The organism is Streptomyces sp. NPDC002092, assembly GCF_053593775.1.
This window is the reverse complement of sequence record NZ_JBSFDG010000008.1, coordinates 75,418-95,914: the sequence shown is the minus strand read 5'-3', so window position 1 is coordinate 95,914 and position 20,497 is coordinate 75,418. Positions and strand designations below refer to the sequence as shown.

General features: G+C 69.7%; 16 protein-coding genes. 5 read left to right on the top strand and 11 right to left on the bottom strand.

All coding sequences use genetic code 11. The features are described 5' to 3' along the window. Positions 1–25: 25 nt before the first annotated feature. From ACWCRD_RS19710 to hrcA, 6 genes are all read right to left on the bottom strand, one after another. Positions 26–586, bottom strand: coding sequence for a hypothetical protein (locus ACWCRD_RS19710; RefSeq protein ID WP_450967089.1), 561 nt, complete (start codon positions 584–586; stop codon positions 26–28). 77 nt (positions 587–663) lie between these two features. Beyond that, positions 664–1,056 carry a VOC family protein gene (locus tag ACWCRD_RS19705; RefSeq protein ID WP_450967088.1) on the bottom strand — a complete coding sequence of 131 codons (393 nt, stop codon included), beginning with the start codon at positions 1,054–1,056 and terminating at the stop codon, positions 664–666. Positions 1,057–1,075: 19 nt separating this feature from the next. Further along, entirely contained in the window at positions 1,076–1,828 is a 753-nt protein-coding gene (locus ACWCRD_RS19700) for a 16S rRNA (uracil(1498)-N(3))-methyltransferase (RefSeq protein ID WP_450967087.1), read from the bottom strand. After that, the gene (locus ACWCRD_RS19695; RefSeq protein WP_450967086.1) at positions 1,825–2,943 is read right to left on the bottom strand and encodes a nitronate monooxygenase; all 1,119 of its coding nucleotides are present in this window, start codon (positions 2,941–2,943) and stop codon (positions 1,825–1,827) included. Before ACWCRD_RS19695 ends, ACWCRD_RS19700 begins: the two co-directional genes overlap by 4 nt. A 171-nt stretch (positions 2,944–3,114) precedes the next feature. Then, positions 3,115–4,251, bottom strand: a complete 1,137-nt coding sequence (gene dnaJ, locus ACWCRD_RS19690) for a molecular chaperone DnaJ (protein WP_351470861.1) — start codon at positions 4,249–4,251, stop codon at positions 3,115–3,117. Beyond that, entirely contained in the window at positions 4,252–5,268 is a 1,017-nt protein-coding gene (gene hrcA, locus ACWCRD_RS19685; protein ID WP_450967085.1) for a heat-inducible transcriptional repressor HrcA, read from the bottom strand. It abuts the gene before it with no gap. A gap of 152 nt (positions 5,269–5,420) precedes the next feature. Between hrcA and ACWCRD_RS19680 the strand changes: the two genes are divergently transcribed. After that, positions 5,421–6,149: an MBL fold metallo-hydrolase gene (locus ACWCRD_RS19680; RefSeq protein WP_450967084.1), complete on the top strand. Its 729-nt coding sequence runs from the start codon at positions 5,421–5,423 to the stop codon at positions 6,147–6,149. A gap of 34 nt (positions 6,150–6,183) precedes the next feature. Then, the gene (locus tag ACWCRD_RS19675) at positions 6,184–6,996 is read left to right on the top strand and encodes a DUF3097 domain-containing protein (RefSeq protein WP_450967083.1); all 813 of its coding nucleotides are present in this window, start codon (positions 6,184–6,186) and stop codon (positions 6,994–6,996) included. Here ACWCRD_RS19675 and ACWCRD_RS19670 read toward each other — a convergent pair. The 3 genes from ACWCRD_RS19670 to ACWCRD_RS19660 form a co-directional block, all read right to left on the bottom strand. Next, positions 6,974–7,540, bottom strand: a complete 567-nt coding sequence (locus ACWCRD_RS19670; protein ID WP_450967082.1) for a Uma2 family endonuclease — start codon at positions 7,538–7,540, stop codon at positions 6,974–6,976. The genes ACWCRD_RS19675 and ACWCRD_RS19670 overlap by 23 nt on opposite strands. 127 nt (positions 7,541–7,667) lie before the next feature. Continuing rightward, on the bottom strand, positions 7,668–8,900 hold the full coding sequence (gene hemW, locus ACWCRD_RS19665; protein ID WP_450967081.1) for a radical SAM family heme chaperone HemW: 1,233 nt from the start codon (positions 8,898–8,900) through the stop codon (positions 7,668–7,670). A 31-nt stretch (positions 8,901–8,931) separates the two neighbouring features. Continuing rightward, positions 8,932–10,947 (bottom strand): SpoIIE family protein phosphatase, encoded by a 2,016-nt coding sequence (locus ACWCRD_RS19660; RefSeq protein WP_450967080.1) that lies wholly within the window; start codon positions 10,945–10,947, stop codon positions 8,932–8,934. Between the two features lie 102 nt (positions 10,948–11,049). Between ACWCRD_RS19660 and ACWCRD_RS19655 the strand changes: the two genes are divergently transcribed. Further along, positions 11,050–15,198, top strand: a complete 4,149-nt coding sequence (locus tag ACWCRD_RS19655) for a HAMP domain-containing protein (RefSeq protein WP_450967079.1) — start codon at positions 11,050–11,052, stop codon at positions 15,196–15,198. Between the two features lie 12 nt (positions 15,199–15,210). After that, positions 15,211–15,786, top strand: a complete 576-nt coding sequence (locus tag ACWCRD_RS19650; protein ID WP_450967078.1) for a response regulator — start codon at positions 15,211–15,213, stop codon at positions 15,784–15,786. Positions 15,787–15,890: 104 nt separating this feature from the next. Here ACWCRD_RS19650 and ACWCRD_RS19645 read toward each other — a convergent pair whose 3' ends face one another. Beyond that, entirely contained in the window at positions 15,891–17,765 is a 1,875-nt protein-coding gene (locus tag ACWCRD_RS19645; protein WP_450967077.1) for an AMP-dependent synthetase/ligase, read from the bottom strand. A gap of 276 nt (positions 17,766–18,041) precedes the next feature. Continuing rightward, on the bottom strand, positions 18,042–19,910 hold the full coding sequence (gene lepA, locus ACWCRD_RS19640; RefSeq protein ID WP_450967076.1) for a translation elongation factor 4: 1,869 nt from the start codon (positions 19,908–19,910) through the stop codon (positions 18,042–18,044). Positions 19,911–20,164: 254 nt separating this feature from the next. Here lepA and rpsT point away from each other — a divergent pair, with 254 nt between their 5' ends. Further along, complete coding sequence (gene rpsT, locus ACWCRD_RS19635) at positions 20,165–20,431, top strand: 30S ribosomal protein S20 (RefSeq protein WP_030934199.1); 267 nt, start codon at positions 20,165–20,167, stop codon at positions 20,429–20,431. Positions 20,432–20,497 lie beyond the last annotated feature (66 nt).

Here is a 20,497-nt window from a genome sequence, read left to right as displayed (position 1 = left end):
CGGCACCCGGGGTCAGCGGTTTGGATCACTTGCCCTCGACGGGCCAGCACTTCGGATCGCCCTTGCACCAGATGGTCCTGGTGACCGTCACGGTGACGGTGGCGCCGGGCCGGCCGCCGTTCCCGCCCGAGGGGTTGTTGACGATGGGCGACGGTGTCGCGTTGCAGTTGCCGAGCCCCGTCACATGGAACCACTGTTTGCCGCCCACCTTGGCGGTGAGGTCGCCGCGCACGCAGGCGCCGTCGACAGCGCGGGTGACCTTGCCGGTGACGGTGATCTCCCGTCGGTCCTTGGTCTGCCCCTGGCAGTCGACGTTGGCGACGGTGGTCTCGCTCGCCGAGGGCGCCGTGCGCGTGGAGACCTTGTCGTTGCCGTAGTTGGCGGTGCAGCTGAGCCACTGCACGTCGACGTGCTGCCGCTTCAGTTCCCTGGTCGCGGTCTGGTCGGTCGTGTACGCCACGGACGCCGAGTTCAGCCCGCCCGGGTCACAGGCGACGGCGCCACCGGCACCCAGCACGGCAAGTCCCATCGCGGCCGCCACCCGCCGGGCCCGCGGCCGCCGCCAAATCCGCCTCAAAGCCCCCATGGAGGGCAGCCTGCCACCGAGTGCCGTCCGGCGGTAGAGCGCATACGGTCACGAAAGCGCCCGCGCGCCCTGCCCGTTCAGCCCCGCAGCAGCAGCCACTCCTGCAACTCCACCAGGTTCCCCTCGGGATCCTTGAGATGGGCGACCCGCATGCGGTCCGTCATGGGGGCCGGACCGCGCAGGAGGACGGCGCCCCGGGTGGCGATCTGTTCGCAGTAGGTGTCGAGGTCGTCGACCCGCAGCACCACCAGGGAGCGGTGGCCCGTTGCCGTGTCGCCCAGTTCGTCCAGGACCTCGGCCATCATCGAACGGTCCTGGAGGGCGATGCCCGCCGAGCCGGTGGCCGGGCTGAACTTCTCGTACGGGCCCGCGGTCGCGCCCGACTGCGGCTTGAGGCCGAGGACCTCGGCGTAGAAGCGGTAGCAGGCGGCGAAGTCGCTGACGAGGAGCCGGACTTGGGCGAGTTCCATGGTGTTCCCCCGTGATCGTTCAGGACCAGCGGCCGGTGCGGCCCAGGAGCAGTGCGGTCGCCGCGGTACCCGCGGTCGATGTACGCAGCACGCTACGCCCGAGCCGGTACGCCTTCGCGCCCGCCTCCGAGAAGAGCGCCAACTCCTGTTCGGACACGCCCCCTTCGGGGCCCACGACCAGCACGATCTCGCCAGAGTCGGGCAGCTCGGCGGTCGCCAGCGGCTCGCTGTCGTAGTCGCGGTCCTCGTGCAGTACGGCGGCGAAGTCGGCTTTGGCGAGAAGTGCGGCAACCTGCTTGGTCGTCGCCGCGTCCGCGACCTCCGGGAAGCGCAGCCGGCGGGACTGCTTGCCGGCCTCGCGGGCGGTGGCCCGCCACTTGGCGAGGGCCTTCAGCCCCCGCTCGCCCTTCCACTGGGTGATGCAGCGGGCCGCCGACCAGGGCACGATCGCATCCACGCCGGTCTCGGTCATCGTCTCGACGGCCAGCTCGCCGCGGTCCCCCTTGGGCAGGGCCTGGACGACGGTGATACGGGGGCTGGGCTCGGGCTCGACCGGGAACTCGACGGGCTCGACGAACAGCCGGTCCTTGCCCTCCGTCCGCACGACCGCACCGGCGGCACCCCGGCCCAGACCGTCCGTCAGCACCACGTCCTCGCCGGGCTGCAGCCGCCGTACGGACACCGCGTGCCGCCCCTCGGGGCCGTCCAGTTCGACGATCGAGCCGGGCCCCACGCCCGCCAGCGACTCGACGACGAACACCGGCGCGGTCATCGCAGGTCCCCCTTGCCCGACAACGCTGTCCTGGCCGCGTCGAGCTCGGCGGCGAGGACCTCCACCAGCTGCCCGGCCGGGAGCTCGCGCGCCATGCGGTGCCCCTGCCCCGCCCACAGCGCCATGCCCTGTGCGTCGCCGGAGGCGGCGGCCTTCTTGCGCAGGGGCGCGGTGAGGTGGTGGACCTCCGGGTAGGCGGCGGGGGCGTACGGGCCGTGCTCGCGCAGGAACCGGTTGACCAGGCCGCGGGCCGGGCGGCCGGAGAACGCCCGGGTCAGCTCGGTGCGCACGAACAGCGGGTTGGTGAGCGCCTGCTTGTGAACGGCGTTCGCGCCGGACTCCGGGGTGGCGAGGAACGCCGTGCCGAGCTGGGCCGCGCTCGCGCCCGCCGCCAGCACCGCGGCGATCTGCCCGCCGCGCATGATGCCGCCGGCAGCGACGATCGGGATGCTCACGGTCTCGCGGACCTGCGCGACGAGCGGGAGCAGCCCGATGCCGGTACCGTCCGCCTCCGGGTTGTCCCGGTGGGTGCCCTGGTGACCGCCGGCCTCCACGCCCTGCACGATCACCGCGTCGGCGCCGGCCAGCTGCACGGCGAGGGCCTCCTCGGGGGTGGTCGCGGTGACCAGCGTGAAGGTGCCGGCTCGGCGGAGGGAGTCGAGGACCTCGCGGCTCGGCACCCCGAAGTGGAAGGAGACCACCGGCACGGGGTTGTCGAGCAGCACGGCGATCTTGGAGTCGTAGGCGTCGTCGCGGCCGCTGTCCGGATCGCCGAGTTCGGTCTCGTACCAGCCGGCCTCCCCGGCCAGCTGGTGGGCGTAGATCTCCACGGCGCCAGAAGAGGGCGCGGCGTTAGCCGCTCCAGTGGAGCCGGTGCTTGCACCGGGGTACTCGGGCTGCGGCATGAAGAGGTTCACGCCGAAGGGGCGGCTCGTGAGGCTCCGCAGCTGCTTGATCTCCTGGTACATGCCGTCCGCCGTCTTGTACCCGGCGGCGAGGAACCCGAGCCCGCCGGCCTCGCACACGGCGGCGGCCAGATGCGGCACGGAGACACCGCCCGCCATGGGGGCCTGCACGATCGGATGAGGGAAGAGACCGGTCAGCGCGGAGGACATGACGGCATGTTGTCACGTCCTCCGAACAAGTCCGAATCGGGCCCATTCCAGCCAGTCCGGCGTTTGAGGACGAGGCCGTTCAGGTCGAAAGCGGGAGGCTGGGGGCGCAGCCCCCAGGGACGGGAAGGGTAAGGGCGGCGGGGGCGAGAGAAGCCGCCCGCAGCCACCCCGTCAGCGCCCGTTGAACGCGTCCTTCAACCGCGAGAACAGCCCTTGCTGCCCCGGCTGGAACTGCCCCGTCGGCCGCTCCTCACCCCGCAGCTTGGCCAGCTCCCGCAGGAGCCGCTCCTGCTCCGGGTCCAGCTTGGTCGGGGTCTGCACCTCGACATGGACGATCAGATCACCCCGACCGCCGCCCCGCAGATGCGTGACGCCCCGCCCGTGCAGCGGGATCGACTGGCCGGACTGGGTGCCGGGCCGGATGTCGACCTCCTCCATGCCGTCCAGCGTCTCCAGCGGCACCTTGGTGCCGAGGGACGCGGCCGTCATCGGGATGGTGACCGTGCAGTGCAGGTCGTCGCCGCGCCGCTGGAAGGTCGGGTGCGGCAGCTCGTGGATCTCGACGTACAGGTCACCGGCGGGACCGCCGCCGGGGCCGACCTCGCCCTCGCCCGCCAGCTGGATGCGGGTGCCGTTGTCGACACCGGCCGGGATCTTGACCGTGAGGGTACGGCGGGAGCGGACCCGGCCGTCGCCCGCGCACTCCGGGCACGGCGTCGGGACCACGGTGCCGAAGCCCTGGCACTGGGGACACGGCCGCGAGGTCATGACCTGGCCCAGGAAGGACCGCGTCACCTGCGACACCTCACCGCGACCGCGGCACATGTCACACGTCTGGGCGGAGGTGCCCGGCGCCGCGCCCTCACCGTTACAGGTGGAGCAGACGATCGCCGTGTCGACCTGGATGTCCTTCGTCGTGCCGAAGGCCGCCTCGTCGAGCTCGATCTCCAGCCGGATCATCGCGTCCTGGCCCCGGCGGGTGCGCGAGCGCGGGCCGCGCTGCGACGCCGTACCGAAGAACGCGTCCATGATGTCCGAGAAGTTCCCGAAGCCACCGGCGCCGAAGCCGCCCGCGCCACCGCCGCCCGCCTGGGACAGGGGGTCGCCGCCGAGGTCGTAGACCTGCTTCTTCTGCGGGTCGGAGAGCACCTCGTAAGCGGCGTTGATCTCCTTGAACCGCTCCTGGGTCTTCGGGTCCGGGTTGACGTCCGGGTGCAGCTCGCGCGCGAGCCGCCGGAAGGCCTTCTTGATCTCTTCCTGCGACGCGTCGCGACGCACGCCGAGAACGGCGTAGTAGTCCGTGGCCACTTACGACTCCGCCAGGATCTGTCCGACGTACCGTGCCACTGCGCGTACCGCTCCCATCGTTCCCGGGTAATCCATGCGGGTCGGTCCGACCACGCCGAGCTTGGCGACTGCCTCGCCGCCCGAACCGTAACCGACCGACACCACGGAAGTGGAGTTGAGTCCCTCATAGGCGTTCTCGTGCCCGATGCGCACCGTCATGCCCGAATCCCCCGCCTCGCCAAGCAACTTGAGGAGCACGACCTGCTCCTCCAGCGCCTCCAGGACGGGGCGGATGGTGAGGGGGAAGTCATGCCCGAAACGGGTCAGATTGGCGGTGCCGCCGATCATCAGCCGTTCCTCGTTCTCCTCGACCAGTGTCTCCAGAAGTGTGGAGAGCACTGTCGAGACCGTACCCCGGTCCTCGACGTCGAAGCCTTCGGGCAGGTCTTCCACGAGCCGGGGGACGTCGGCGAAGCGGCGGCCCGCGATCTTGCTGTTGAGCCGCGCCCGCAGATCCGCGAGCGAGGCCTCCCCGAACGGCGCCGGGCAGTCGACCATGCGCTGCTCGACCCGGCCGGTGTCGGTGATCAGCACGAGCATCACGCGCGCGGGGGCGAGCGAGAGCAGCTCCACGTGCCTGACGGTCGAGCGGGTGAGCGACGGATACTGCACGACGGCGACCTGCCGGGTGAGCTGGGCAAGCAGCCGCACCGTCCGCGCCACCACATCATCAAGATCCACGGCGCCGTCGAGGAAGTTCTGGATCGCCCTCTTCTCGGGCGCGGACATCGGCTTGACGCCCGCGAGCTTGTCGACGAACAGCCGGTAGCCCTTGTCGGTGGGGATGCGCCCCGCGCTGGTGTGCGGCTGGGCGATGAACCCCTCGTCCTCCAGGGCCGCCATGTCGTTGCGGACCGTCGCCGGGGACACGCCGAGGTTGTGCCGCTCGGTCAGGGCCTTCGACCCGACCGGCTCCTCGGTGCCGACATAGTCCTGGACGATGGCGCGCAATACCTGAAGCCGTCGTTCACTCAGCATCCAGCGCACACCTCCAGAAGTCGTCCCCTAGGCGCTTCGCCTGGCACTCTGTCCGTCCGAGTGCCAGCCGTTACCGGCCAGTGTACGGCGGTGGGGTACACCCGGGGCAAGGTCGGCCCCCGTTGAACGGGGCGTACCGCTAGCGTCGCCGTATGACGATGACTTGGGAAGAGCTGGGGTGGGAGCGGCTCGCGGCCGGAGTCGGACGGTGCCGTCTTCCGGGCTGGGACTGCACGACGGGGCTGGTCGTCGGGGAGGGCACGGCGCTCTTGATCGACGCGGGGTCGAGCCTCGCGGAGGGCGCACGGTTGCGTGCCGAGGCGCAGGAGCTCACCGGTCACCGTGTGACTCATCTCGCGCTCACCCATCCCCATTTCGACCATGTCCTCGGGGCGGCGGCGTTCGCGGGCGCGGAGGTGTACGGCGCCGTGGGCATCGACACGGTGCTGGACGGCCGGCACGCGCGCGAGGAGCTGCGGGCGGACGCGGTGGGCAACGGACTGGACGCGCGCCTGGCCGATGAGGCGGTCGACGCCCTGGTCGCGCCCCGTCATCACGTCTCCGGCGAGTGGACGCTCGACCTGGGCGGCGGCCGGCAGGTGCTGCTGGCGAACGTGGGGCCGGGCCACTCGGCCCATGATCTGGCGGTGCTGGTGCCGGGCTCCCCGGAGGTCGTCTTCTGCGGCGACCTGGTGGAGGAGTCCGGCGAACCACAGGCCGGCTCCGACGCCCTACCGTCGCACTGGCCGGCCGCCCTCGACCGGCTCCTCGACCTGGGCGGGGAGGACGCACTGTACGTGCCCGGTCACGGAGCGGTGGTGGACGCGGGGTTCGTGCGGAGGCAGCGGGACGAGCTGGCGGCACGTTTCGGCGTGTCGTAGCCGCTGACCGGCCGCTTCTCCTATCGTCACTCGAATGCGCCAGTACTCCGCCGATCTGACCCCGCCGTGGAAGAAGCCCAAGCCCGTCCCCGAGGTCCCGGCGGAGCCCGGTCTGGTGGTGGAGGAGCCCGGCACCGGATTCTGCGGCGCGGTGATCCGCTGCGAGGCGGGCACGGTGACCCTGGAGGACCGCTTCGGCAAGCACCGGGTGTTCCCGTTGGAGCCGCGGGGGTTTCTGCTGGAGGGGCGGGTGGTGACCCTCGTGAGACCTTCGGCCGCTCCGGTACGTCCCACTCGTACCGCGTCCGGTTCGGTGGCCGTCCCCGGTGCACGCGCGCGTGTCGCTCGCGCCGGGCGGATCTATGTGGAGGGGCGGCACGACGCCGAGCTGGTGGAGAAGGTCTGGGGTGACGACCTGCGGATCGAGGGCGTGGTCGTGGAGTACCTGGAGGGTGTCGACGACCTGCCGACGATCGTGGCCGAGTTCGCGCCGGGTCCGGACGCGCGGCTGGGGGTGCTGGTGGACCACCTCGTGCCGGGCACGAAGGAGTGGCGGATCGCGGAGGCGGTGACGAGCGAGCACGCGTTGGTGGTGGGCCACCCGTACATCGACATCTGGGAGGCCGTGAAGCCGGCGTCACTGGGGATCGCGGGCTGGCCGCGGGTGCCGCGCGGGCAGGACTGGAAGACGGGGGTGTGCCAGGCGTTGGGATGGCCGTCGGAGAACACCGGGGCGGTGTGGCAGGCGATCCTGAAGCGGGTGGGGTCCTACAAGGACCTGGAGCCGGAGCTGCTGGGGCGGGTGGAGGAGCTGATCGACTTCGTCACGGTCGGTGGTGGGGCTTGACGCCCTTGCAGGTGCCGAACTCGGTGGTATCCAGTTGCATCTCCAGCATCCTCAGCGGCACCGGATCGTCGAACTTGGTCACCCGCTGCACCTGGTAGTCGGCTTCCTCACCCGTGCCAGTCGGCTCGGTGAGCAGTACACAGTGCCCCATGATCGGATCGATGATCAGATAGACGGGCACGCCGCCCGCTGCATAGATCGAACGCTTGACGACGTAATCACGCTCGACGCTCGTCTTGGACACGACCTCGACGACCATGCTGATGACCTTGGACGGCATCAGCTGCCCCTCACGCGGTCCGACGCCTCGCTCCACCAGTACGAGGTCCGGCAGGGGCTCGCTGGTCTCTTGAAGAATGGCGACGGCCACTGTCTGGAGCCTCCGCCAGTCCCGGCGCGGGAACTGATCGAGAACCGCTTCGACGATGTCGATATGCACCAGGTCTGGCGCCGCCATCATGACGATTTCCCCCCGGAGGAGCTCGGCCTTGTATCCCTCGGGAACCTCGAGGTTCTCGAAGAACTCCACGACATCGGTGGTCATCGGTCGGTCGTCCACAGCGGTCACTCCGCAGCCCTCCGGTTTCTGCCACCGTGCAACTACGGCGACAGCGTACGAACCAGGTTAGGGACCGAACCGACGTTCCGCACCGATTCACCCGCCAGGGTGATCAGTCCACCAAGTCCCTGACCACCGCATCCGCCAACAGCCGCCCCCGCAGCGTCAGCACAGCCCGCCCCTCCTCATAGGGCCCGCCCTCCAGCAGCCCCTCCCCCAGCGCCCGCTGGGAAGCCACCAACCCTTCCGCCCGCAGGAGCGAGAGCGGCACTCCCTCCCGCAGCCGCAGCTCCAGCAGGATCCGCTCCACCCGCCGGTCCTCCTCCGACAGGAGCTCCCGGCCGGCGCCCGGCGACCGCCCCTCCGACAGCGCCGCCGCATAAGCACCCGGGTGCTTCACGTTCCACCACCGCACCCCGCCCACGTGGGAATGCGCGCCCGGACCCGCACCCCACCAGTCGGCGCCCCGCCAGTACAGCTCGTTGTGCAGGCAGCGGGCCGCCTCCGAGGTCGCCCAGTTCGAGACCTCGTACCAGTCGAGGCCCGCCGCCGACATCACCTCGTCCGCGATCAGATAGCGGTCCGCGTGGACGTCGTCGTCCGTCATCGGGACCTCGCCCCGGCGGATGCGACGCGCCAGCTGGGTGCCCTCCTCGACGATCAGGGCGTACGCCGAGACATGGTCGGGCCCGGCGCCGAGCGCCGCCTCCAGCGAGGCCCGCCAGTCGTCGTCCGACTCGCCCGGGGTGCCGTAGATGAGGTCCAGGTTCACGTGCTCGAAGCCGGCCGCGCGGGCCTCCGCGACGCAGGCCTCCGGGCGACCTGGTGTGTGGGTACGGTCCAGGACCTTCAGCACGTGCTGCTTCGCGCTCTGCATGCCGAAGGAGACGCGGTTGAAGCCGCCCTGCCGCAAGACGGACAGATACGCCGGGTCCACCGACTCCGGGTTCGCCTCCGTCGTGACCTCCGCGTCCGCCGCCAGGCCGAACTCGTCGCGGATCGCCCCCAGCATCCGTACGAGATCGTCCGCGGCCAGCAGCGTCGGCGTACCGCCGCCCACGAAGACCGTGCGGACCTCGCGCGGGTCGTCGCCCAGCACCTTCCTGGCCAGGCGGATCTCGTCGATCAGGGTGTCCGCGTAGTTGTCACGGGAGGCGAGGACGCCGCCCGTGCCGCGCAGCTCCGTGGCGGTGTACGTGTTGAAGTCGCAGTACCCGCAGCGGGTCGCGCAGTACGGGACGTGCAGGTAGAAGCCGAGGGGGCGGTCGGGGGCCCCGGCGAGCGCGGAGGCGGGGAGTGCGCCGTCGGCGGGGACCGGCTCGCCGTCGGGGAGTGCGGAAGGCATGCCTTCCATTGTCCAGCACCGTTCGAAATGCTCACTCCGCCTGCAGCACCAGCAGCGCCAGGTCGTCCTCCGGCGGGCGCCCGCCGAACTCGTGGACCAGCCTGCGGATGCGTTCCGCGATCAGCTCGGCGCTCAGCCCGGCGCAGCCGGAGAGGGCGGTCGCGAGGCCGTCGGCGTCGTCGAACATGTCGGAGCCGGAGCGGCGCTCGGTCACGCCGTCCGTGACGCACAGGAGGCTGTCACCGGTGCGGAGCTCGAAGGTCTCGCTGGTGTACGTCTCGTCCTCGACGACGCCGAGCAGGGTCTGCGGGCGGGCGACCGTACGGACGCTGCCGTCGGGGCCGAGGAGCAGCGGCAGGGGATGCCCCGCGGAGGCGAGCGTGCAGCGGATGCCGCCGTCGAAGGGGGTCAGCTCGCCGTAGAGGAGGGAGAGGAAGCGGGTCTGCGGGCCGTCGCCGGGGGCCGGCGGCCGTACCAGGGCGCGGGCGGCGGCGTCCGCAGCCTCCGTCGCGTCGTCCAGGAGGAGGCGGTTGAGGCGGTCCAGGACGTCGGTGACGCGGTAGCCCTCGCGCGCGAGCAGACGCAGCCAGGGGCGGGCCAGTCCGATGACGACGGCGGCCTCGGGGCCCTTGCCCTGGACGTCGCCGACGGCGAAGCACCAGCGGCCGTCGCCGGCCGGGAAGAGGTCGTAGAAGTCGCCGCTGGGGCCGCCCTTGTCGCACGGTTCGTAGACGAGGGCGCTGCGTACGCCGGGGATCTCGGCGACGGCGGCGGGCAGCAGACCGCGCTGCAGGACCTGGCTGATGGTGGCCTGGCGGGCGTACTGGCGGGCCGCGCCGATGGCGAGCGCCACGCGGCGGCTGAGGTCCTCGACGAGCCCGGTGACCTCGTCGGGGAAGCGCAGCAGCCCGGCGCGTCCGATGACGAGCGTGCCGAGCGGCCGGCCGCCCGCGATCAGACGGTAGGCGAGCGCCGCGCCGTGCTCGTCGCGTACGTCGAGCGCCTCGCCGGGCCAGGGGTACGCGACCGGCCCGGACGTCCCCCAGTCCCGGCTGCTCCCCCACTCGCGGCTCCGCTCCGACGGGGGGACGGCCATGGCCGTCGGGACGTTCATCGCCTCCGGCGGATGCGGCGGGTCCTTCTCCAGGGCGCGGCGCAGTTCCTCGATGCGGTTCTCGCTGCAGTGCCAGACGCGGGCCAGGCGGGGCCCGGCGCCGCCGGTGCCGTCGGCCCAGCCTCCGCGGCCCATGGCCTCGTCCTCCAGCCACACCGCGCACCAGTCGGCGAGCCGCGGCACGATCAGCTGTCCGGCGAGTGCGGCGACCAGGTTCTCGTCGAGCTGCCCGGCCAGCAGATCGGACGCCTCGGCGAGGAAGGACAGGGCACCGCGGTGCAGCCAGTCCCGGTCGCGCTCGGCGCGCTGCGGGTCGGGCGCCAGTATCTCGGCGGCGCGCAGCCCGCGTTCCAGTGCCTGCCGGCCGGCGTGCGCCTCCGGCTCGCCCTGGGTCGGGTCGCGCTCGGCGGGCAGTCGCGCCCACACCGTCTTGCTGCCCCGGCGGAAGGTGACGCCCCAGGACTCGGCGAGCGTGGCGACCAGGCGCAGCCCGCGGCCGTACTCGGGTGTGCCGTACGGCACTTCGGCCGTCTCGTACGGCCCTTCGGCGTCGGAGTCGCGGGGTGCCCGGGAGGGGTGGTGGTCGGAGACCTCCACGACGAGGGCGGCGGGCGCCTCCTCCATGCGGCACTCCACCTCGACCTCGGTGCCCGCGTGCACGACGGCGTTGGTGACGAGTTCGCTGACGACGAGCACGGCGTCGTCGGCGAGCCGGTCGCTGAGGTGCTCGGCGCCGGGGAGCCCGGCCTCCGCCCAGTCGGCGAGCGTGGCGCGTACGAGGGCACGGGCGGAACCCGGTGCGAGGGGGCTGCCGGGCAGGCTCGTGTACGTCTGCGCACGCGGGTGCACCCTCCCGTGCTCGGTGGCGTGCAGGTGTGCAGGCGCATCGCAAGCGCAGGAAGCGGTCTCCCGTTGCGTCGGAATGGCCCCCATGGACAGCTCCCCGAGCGGTTCGGACGAATTCGCCTCAGTCGATGCCGACAGAGTGACAGACTGACCCCGCCCATAAGCGCCGAGTTACTGAAGTGGGCCGCCATGAGTGAGAACAGTGCTACGCGTGTGCTCGAAGACGGTCAAAAACCGGAACAACTCCGAGCATCGGAGCTGCGCCCGCTGCTCGCCGCGATGACCGCGGCCCGGGACGGCGACTTCACGAAGATTCCGGAGACGGGCCACGGGATGGTGGCCGAATTGACGGCCGTCTTCAACCAGATCATGGACCGCAGCACGCACTTCAACGGGGAAGTGCAGCGCGTGAAGCGGGAGTTGGTACGGCACGGTCGGCTCGACGAGCGGGTCACGGCGAGCCCCGGGCAGGGCGCCTGGACGTCCCGGGTCAACGATGTGAACCAGCTCCTCGACGCCCTGGTGGCCCCGGCGGCGAACGCGACGCGGGTGCTCGACGCGGTGGCCGGCGGCGATCTGACCCAGCGGGTCGACCTGCATGACGGCAACCGGCAGCTGCGCGGTGATCTGCGGCGGCTGGGCCGGGCCGTGAACAAGATGGTCGACCAGCTCTCCCTGTTCACGGGCGAGGTGACGCGGGTCGCGCGCGAGGTGGGCACCGAGGGGCGGCTCGGCGGGCGGGCCAAGGTGACGGGCCTGTCCGGCAGTTGGCGGGACGTGACCGAGGCCGTCAACACGATGGCGTCCCGGCTGACCGCGCAGGTGCGTGACATCGCCCTGGTGACGACGGCGGTGGCCCGCGGCGACCTGACCCGTACGGTCACCGTCGAGGCGACCGGTGAGCTGCTCGAACTGAAGCTGACCGTGAACACGATGGTCGACCAGCTGTCCGCCTTCGCCGACGAGGTGACGAGGGTCGCCCGCGAGGTCGGCACCGAGGGCCAGCTGGGCGGGCGGGCCCAGGTGCGGGGCGTCAGCGGGGTCTGGAAGGACCTGACCGACAACGTCAACTTCATGGCCTCGAACCTGACTTCGCAGGTCCGCAACATCGCCCAGGTGACCACCGCCGTCGCCAACGGCGACCTGAGCCAGAAGATCACGGTCGACGCGCAGGGCGAGATCCTGGAACTGAAGTCGACCATCAACACCATGGTGGACCAGCTGTCCGCCTTCGCCGACGAGGTGACGCGGGTCGCCCGCGAGGTCGGCACCGAGGGAAACCTCGGTGGCCGCGCCCAGGTGCGGGGCGTCTCCGGCGTCTGGAAGGACCTCACGGACAACGTCAACTTCATGGCGGACAACCTCACTTCGCAGGTCCGCAACATCGCCCTCGTCTCGACCGCGGTGGCCCAGGGCGACCTCGGCAAGAAGATCACGGTCGAGGCGAAGGGCGAGATCCTGGAGCTGAAGTCCACGATCAACACGATGGTGGACCAGCTGTCCGCCTTCGCGGACGAGGTCACCCGCGTGGCCCGCGAGGTCGGCACCGAAGGAAACCTCGGCGGCCAGGCGCAGGTGCGGGGCGTGTCGGGCGTCTGGAAGGACCTGACCGACAACGTCAACTTCATGGCGCTGAACCTGACTTCGCAGGTCCGCAACATCGCCCAGGTGACCACCGCCGTCGCCAACGGCGACCTCTCCAAGAAGATCACCGTCGACGCACGCGGCGAGATCCTGGAGCTGAAGGACACCGTCAACACGATGGTGGAGCAGCTGCGCGCCTTCGCCGACGAGGTGACCCGCGTGGCCCGCGAGGTCGGCACCGACGGCCGGCTCGGCGGCCGCGCCCAGGTGCTCGGAGTGTCCGGTGTGTGGCGGGACCTGACCGACAACGTCAACTACATGGCGGACAACCTGACTTCGCAGGTGCGGAACATCGCCCAGGTGACGACCGCCGTCGCCAACGGCGACCTCTCCAAGAAGATCGACGTCGACGCGCGCGGAGAGATCCTGGAGCTGAAGACCGCCATCAACACGATGGTCGACACCCTCTCCTCCTTCTCCTCCGAGGTCACCCGCGTGGCCCGCGAGGTCGGCTCCGAGGGCCAACTCGGCGGTCAGGCACGGGTCGAGGGCGTCTACGGCACCTGGAAGCGCCTGACGACGAACGTGAACGAGCTGGCGTCGAACCTCACCACCCAGGTCCGCGCGATCGCCGAGGTCGCCTCCGCCGTGGCCCAGGGCGACATGTCCCGCTCCATCACCGTGGAGACCCAGGGCGAGGTCGCCGAACTGAAGGACAACATCAACCTGATGGTGGCCAATCTCCGCGAGACCACCCGTGCCAAGGACTGGCTGGAGTCCAACCTGGCCCGCCTGGCCGCGCTGATGCAGGGCCACCGCGACCTGATGGAGGTCGCCGACCTGCTGCTGCGCGAGCTGACCCCGCTGGTGAACGCCCAGTACGGCGCGTTCTTCCTGGCCGACCCGGACGAGGAGAGCGCCGGGCTGCGCACCGCCGTACCCACGAAGGGACTCGCCTTCATCGCCGGCTACGGCTCGGCCCAGGGCACGACCATCGAGACCGGCGGCCTCCCGGTGCACGGACTGGTCCGGCAGGCGGCCCGGGAGAAGAAGCGGATCCTCGTCGAGGAGGCCCCGCCGGACTACATCAAGATCAACAGTGGGCTCGGCGAGGCGGCCCCCACCAGCGTCGTCATCATCCCGATCCTCTTCGAGGACAAGCTCCTCGGCGTGATCGAGCTGGCCTCCTTCTCCCGCTTCTCCGACGTGCACCTCGCGTTCTTCGACCAGTTCGTGAACACCATCGCCGTCGCGATCAACACGATCATCGCCAACTCCCGTACGGAGTCCCTGCTCGGCGAGTCCCAGCGCCTGGCCATGCAGCTCCAGGAACGCTCGGACGAACTCCAGAAGCAACAGGCCGAGTTGCAGCGCTCCAACGCCGAACTGGAGGAGAAGGCAGCCCTGTTGGCCACCAGCTCCCAGTACAAGTCGGAGTTCCTGGCGAACATGTCGCACGAGCTGCGCACCCCGCTGAACTCCCTGCTGATCCTGGCGAGGCTGCTCTCCGACAACCCGGACGGCCATCTCACCGATCAGGAAGTGCAGTTCGCGACGACGATCCACCGCTCCGGCTCGGACCTCCTCCAGCTGATCAACGACATCCTGGACCTGTCGAAGATCGAGGCCGGCCGCATGGACGTACGCCCCAAGAAGCTGCCGCTCATCAAGCTCCTCGACTACGTCCACGCCACCTTCCGCCCGCTCACGCTCGACCGTGGCCTCGCCTTCGAGGTGGCGGTCGGCGAGGACGTGCCGCGCGAGATGTACTCGGACGAGCAGCGCCTCCAGCAGATCCTGCGCAACCTGCTCTCCAACGCGATCAAGTTCACCGCGTCGGGCCGGGTCGAGCTGCGCGTGACCCGGATCAAGGACCCCGAGCGCCTCCATGTCCGCGACAGCGACGACGTGATCGCCTTCGCCGTCACGGACACCGGCATCGGCATCGCGCCCGAGAAACTCCCGGTGATCTTCGAGGCGTTCCAGCAGGCCGACGGCACCACCAACCGCAAGTACGGCGGCACCGGCCTCGGCCTGTCCATCAGCCGGGAGATCGCGGGCCTGCTCGGCGGCCGTATCGTCGCCACCAGCGAGCCCGGCAAGGGGTCCACCTTCACGCTGTACGTCCCCGTCGTCAGCCCCGGCCACCCGGCGACCGGACCGGCCCCCGAGGAACATGCGCTACCGATGCCGGAACAGCTGTCCGCCGAGCCGTACACCGCCACGCACGAGGTGGACGACTCCTGGCCGGCCCCCACCAAACTGGAGGCCTGGAAGACGGGCCGGCCGGGTCAAGTCCTGCCCGGGCGGCGGGTGTTGATCGTCGACGACGACATCCGCAACGTCTTCGCCCTCACCCATGTCCTCGGCCGCGTCGGCATGCCGGTCCTGTATGCGGAGAACGGCCGCGAGGGCATCGAGACGCTGGAGCGCAACCCGGACGTCGAACTGGTCCTGATGGACATCATGATGCCGGAGATGGACGGCTACGAGACCATCGCCGCCATCCGCCGCACCCCCCGCTGGTCCGGTCTGCCGATCGTCGCCCTGACCGCCAAGGCGATGCCCGGAGACCGCGAGAAGTCCATCGGCCGGGGCGCGAACGACTACGTACCGAAGCCGGTGGACGTCGATCAGCTGCTGACGGTCGTCTGCGCACTGCTGGATCCGGAGGGCGCGGACGAGACCACCGACACCACTGCCCCGCAGCCGGGCACGACCGAGGAAGCGGCGGCAGGGCCGAACACCGAATGAGGCACACTCATCATGAGCGCTGAGGCAACGACCAACGAGCGCGCCAGCATCCTCCTCGTGGACGACATGGAGGACAACCTGATCGCGCTGGAGGCCGTCCTGGGGTCCCTCAACGAGCCGCTGGTACGCGCACGTTCGGGCGAGGAGGCGATGAAGGCACTGCTGCGACGGCACTTCGCCCTCGTCCTGCTCGACGTCCGCATGCCCGGCATGGACGGATTCGAGACGGCCGCCAACATCAAGCGGCTCGACCAGACCAAGGACGTCCCGATCATCTTCCTGACCGGCGCGGAGGACGACTCCGGCTACGCGTTCCGCGGCTACGCCACAGGAGCCGCGGACTACCTGACCAAGCCCTTCGACCCCTGGGTCCTCCGGGCAAAGGTCACCGTCTTCCTGGACCTGCACAGAAAGAACCAGCAACTGGAACGCCTGGTGGCACAGGAGCAGGCGGATTACGGGGAGGTGGGCAGCCGGCTGGCCGAACTGGAAAGCCAGCTGGACCCGGAGAAGCCCCCGGACCTGGCAGCACTGCGTGTGCAGGTCCGGGAGCTACGGGAACTTGTAGCCAGGGGCCGCGGCTTCTAGCTTTTGGCTTTTAGGGGCGCGGGGCTGTATCGATGTGCGGCTCCGCCGCGCGGGCGCGATCAACCACGACGAACCGTCAGTCGCGAAGCAACCCGCACCACCCCCTACGCCTCCCGCGTACCGGCGTACATCTCATCAATGAGGTGCTTGTACTCCCGCTCGACAACCGGCCGCTTCAGCTTCAGGCTCGGCGTGATCTCACCGTGCTCCACATCGAGATCCCGCGGCAGCAGCCGGAACTTCTTGACCGTCTGCCACCGCTGAAGCCCCTCGTTGAGTTCCTTGACGTACCCCTCGATGAGAGCAACCGTCGCAGGCTCGGCGACGACCTCGGCGTACGACTTGCCCGCCAGGCCGTTCTCCGAAGCCCACTGCAAGATGGACGGCTCGTCCAAAGCGATCAGCGCCGTGCAGAAGTTCCGGTCGGCCCCGTGCACCAGGATGTTGGACACGTACGGGCACACCGCCTTGAACTGACCCTCGACCTCGGCGGGCGCGATGTACTTGCCGCCGGACGTCTTGATGAGGTCCTTCTTGCGGTCGGTGATGCGCAGATACCCGTCGGGCGACAACTCACCGATGTCACCGGTGTGGAACCAGCCGTCCGACTCCAGCACCTCGGCGGTCTTCTCGGGCAGCCCGTGGTAGCCCTCCATGATGCCCGGGCTGCGCAGCAGGATCTCGCCGTCGTCCGCGATCCGCACCTCCGTGCCGGGCAGCGGCTTGCCGACCGTGCCGGTGCGGTAGGCCTCGCCGGGGTTCACGAAGGAGGCCGCCGAGGACTCCGTGAGGCCGTAGCCCTCGAGGATGTGGATGCCGGCGCCGGAGAAGAAGTAGCCGATCTCGGGCGCGAGCGCGGCCGACCCGGAGACACACGCCCGCAGGTTCCCGCCGAACGCCTCGCGGATCTTGGCGAAGACCAGCGCGTCGGCGACCTTGTGCTTGGCGCCGAGCGAGAACGGGACGGAGGCCGTGCCGGTGCGCCGGAAGTTGTCCTGCGCGACCTTGGCGTACTCGCGGGCGACCCCGGCCGCCCACTGGAAGATCTTGTACTTGGCGCCGCCGCCGGCCTTCGCCTTGGCCGCGACCCCGTTGTAGACCTTCTCGAAGATGCGCGGGACGGCCGCCATGTACGTCGGCTGCACGACCGGCAGATTCTCGATGATCTTGTCGACGCGGCCGTCGACAGCGGTGACGTGCCCGACCTCGATCTGCCCCGAGGTGAGGACCTTGCCGAAGACGTGCGCGAGCGGCAGCCAGAGGTACTGCACGTCCTCGGCGCTGATCAGGCCGGTCGCGGAGATCGCCTTCGCCATGTACGACCAGTTGTCGTGCGGCAGCCGCACACCCTTGGGGCGGCCGGTCGTGCCCGAGGTGTAGATCAGGGTCGCGAGCTGATCGGACGTGATCGCACCGACCCGCTCCTTGATCAGCTCGGGGTCCTTCTCAAGACGGGCGGCGCCACGGGCCTCCAGCTCGGAGAGCGTGAGCACCCAGTCACTGGTCTCGACGCCTGCCGGGTCGATCACCACGACATGGCTGAGGTCGGGCAGCTCGGCGCGCTTCTCGACCGCCTTGGCGAGCTGGGCCGCATCCTCCGCGATCAGCACCCGGCTGTCGGAGTCGGAGAGGATGAACGCCGACTCGTCCGCGTTGGTCTGCGGGTAGACGGTGGTGGTCGCCGCACCGGCGCACAGGATACCGAGGTCGGCGAGGATCCACTCGACCCGGGTGGAGGCGGCGAGCGCCACGCGCTGCTCGGGCTGCACGCCCAGTTCGATCAGACCGGCCGCGATCGCGTAGACCCGCTCCGCTGCCTGCGCCCAGCTGAGCGACTTCCAGTCGTCGGGGCCCTCACCGGAGGCGGGCGCCACCGGGTAGCGGTAGGCCTCCGCGTCCGGTGTGGCTGCAACGCGTTCCAGGAAGAGGGTCGCCACGCTCGGCGGACGGTTCTCGATCAGTGTCTGTGTGTCGCTCACGACATCCTCCGGGGCCCGCGGCAGCGCGGCTGGCTCAAGTGCGGCGGTATTGACTGCGGCTGTATCCACTCGCGAACCGTTGTTTAACTCGCGAGTAACTATCGAGCAGAGATCAGGGTAGAGCCCGACCGGCCGGTTCGTAAGGGGCAGCGGCCTGTCACTTCATACAGAGAGCGACACTACGCACGCGTAGGGGCTCGCCGCACTTTCGTACGCCGAGCCCCTGTTGTGTCCGGATTGGTGCCGCAACCCGTCGTTACCCACGGTTACCCGTGGTTACTTCTTGCCCTTGCCCGACCCCGCGCTGTCATCGCTGGAGAGCACGGCGATGAACGCCTCCTGAGGAACCTCCACGGAACCCACCATCTTCATCCGCTTCTTGCCCTCCTTCTGCTTCTCAAGGAGCTTGCGCTTACGGGAGATGTCGCCGCCGTAGCACTTGGCGAGGACGTCCTTGCGGATGGCGCGGATGGTTTCGCGGGCGATCACCCGGGAGCCGATGGCGGCCTGGATGGGCACCTCGAAGGCCTGCCGCGGGATGAGTTCGCGCAGCTTGGCGACGAGCCGCACACCGTAGGCGTAGGCCGCGTCCTTGTGGGTGATGGCGGAGAAGGCGTCGACCTTGTCGCCGTGCAGCAGGATGTCGACCTTGACCAGGCTGGAGGTCTGCTCGCCGGTGGGCTCGTAGTCCAGCGAGGCATAGCCCCGGGTCTTCGACTTCAGCTGGTCGAAGAAGTCGAAGACGATCTCGGCGAGGGGCAGCGTGTAGCGGATCTCGACGCGGTCCTCGGACAGGTAGTCCATGCCGAGGAGGGTTCCGCGCCGGGTCTGGCACAGCTCCATGATCGAGCCGATGAACTCACTGGGGGCGAGGATCGTGGCGCGTACGACGGGCTCGTACACCTCGTTGATCTTGCCCTCGGGGAACTCACTGGGGTTGGTGACCGTGTGCTCGGTCCCGTCCTCCATGAGCACGCGGTAGACCACGTTGGGCGCGGTCGCGATCAGGTCGAGCCCGAACTCGCGCTCCAGCCGCTCCCGGATGACGTCGAGGTGCAGCAGCCCCAGGAAACCGACGCGGAAGCCGAAGCCGAGCGCGGCCGAGGTCTCCGGCTCGTAGACGAGCGCCGCGTCGTTGAGCTGGAGTTTGTCGAGGGCGTCACGCAGCTCGGGGTAGTCGGAGCCGTCCAGCGGATACAGCCCGGAGAAGACCATCGGCTTGGGGTCCTTGTACCCGCCTAGGGCCTCGGTCGCGCCGTTGTGCAGGCTGGTGATCGTGTCACCGACCTTGGACTGACGTACGTCCTTCACGCCGGTGATGATGTAGCCCACCTCACCGACGCCGAGACCGTCGGCGGGGAGCATCTCCGGCGAGTTGGTCCCGATCTCCAGCAGCTCGTGCGTGGCGTTGGTGGACATCATCCGGATGCGCTCGCGCTTGTTGAGCTGCCCGTCGATGACTCGTACGTACGTCACGACGCCGCGGTAGGAGTCGTAGACCGAGTCGAAGATCATGGCGCGGGCGGGGGCTTCGGCGACGCCGAGCGGTCCGGGGATCTCCTTGACCACCTTGTCGAGGAGCGCGTCGACGCCGAGACCGGTCTTGGCGGACACCCGCAGCACGTCGTCCGGGTCGCAGCCGACGAGGTTCGCGAGCTCCTCGGCGAACTTCTCGGGCTGCGCGGCCGGCAGGTCGATCTTGTTCAGTACGGGGATGATCGTGAGGTCGTTCTCCATCGCCAGGTACAGGTTGGCGAGGGTCTGGGCCTCGATGCCCTGGGCGGCGTCGACGAGGAGGACGGTCCCCTCGCAGGCGGCGAGCGACCGCGAGACCTCGTAGGTGAAGTCGACGTGCCCCGGGGTGTCGATCATGTTGAGGATGTGCGTGTTGCCGGGCTCATGGGTCGGAGCCCAGGGCAGCCGCACCGCCTGGGACTTGATCGTGATGCCACGCTCGCGCTCGATGTCCATCCGGTCGAGGTACTGAGCACGCATCTGCCGCTGCTCGACCACACCGGTCAGCTGGAGCATCCGGTCGGCGAGCGTGGACTTGCCGTGGTCGATGTGCGCGATGATGCAGAAATTGCGGATCAGAGCCGGGTCGGTACGGCTCGGCTCGGGCACATTGTTAGGGGTCGCGGGCACGCAGGGTCCTGTCTCTTGAGGCGCCTTATGCCTCGGGTCGGATCGATACGTAGGTTCCATGGTCCCACGGGTGGCGACCGGGGACCGTTTTGGGCCGCCGGGACCGCCACTGGTACTCTGGGTGGCTGTGTCTCATGCCCTCTCAGCGCGAGGCACAACTCCCAAGAAATCACCTGGTACGGGACCCGGTATCTCCTGCATCTCCTGCACGGAGTACTCCTGGCCCTGTGCCTGAACCTGAAAAGGCTCAATCAGTGGCGAACATCAAGTCCCAGATCAAGCGGATCAAGACCAACGAGAAGGCCCGGCAGCGCAACAAGGCCGTCAAGTCCTCCCTGAAGACCGCGATCCGCAAGGCCCGCGAGGCCGCTGCCGCGGGTGACGTCGAGAAGGCCACCGAGTACCAGCGCGCTGCTGCGCGTCAGCTCGACAAGGCCGTCTCGAAGGGCGTCATCCACAAGAACCAGGCCGCCAACAAGAAGTCGGCGCTTGCTTCCAAGGTCGCCTCCATCAAGGGCTGAACCTCTTACTGATCTGACCGGTCCCACGGGACCGAACCGCCGGAAGGACCCAGAGCGGGCCCTCTC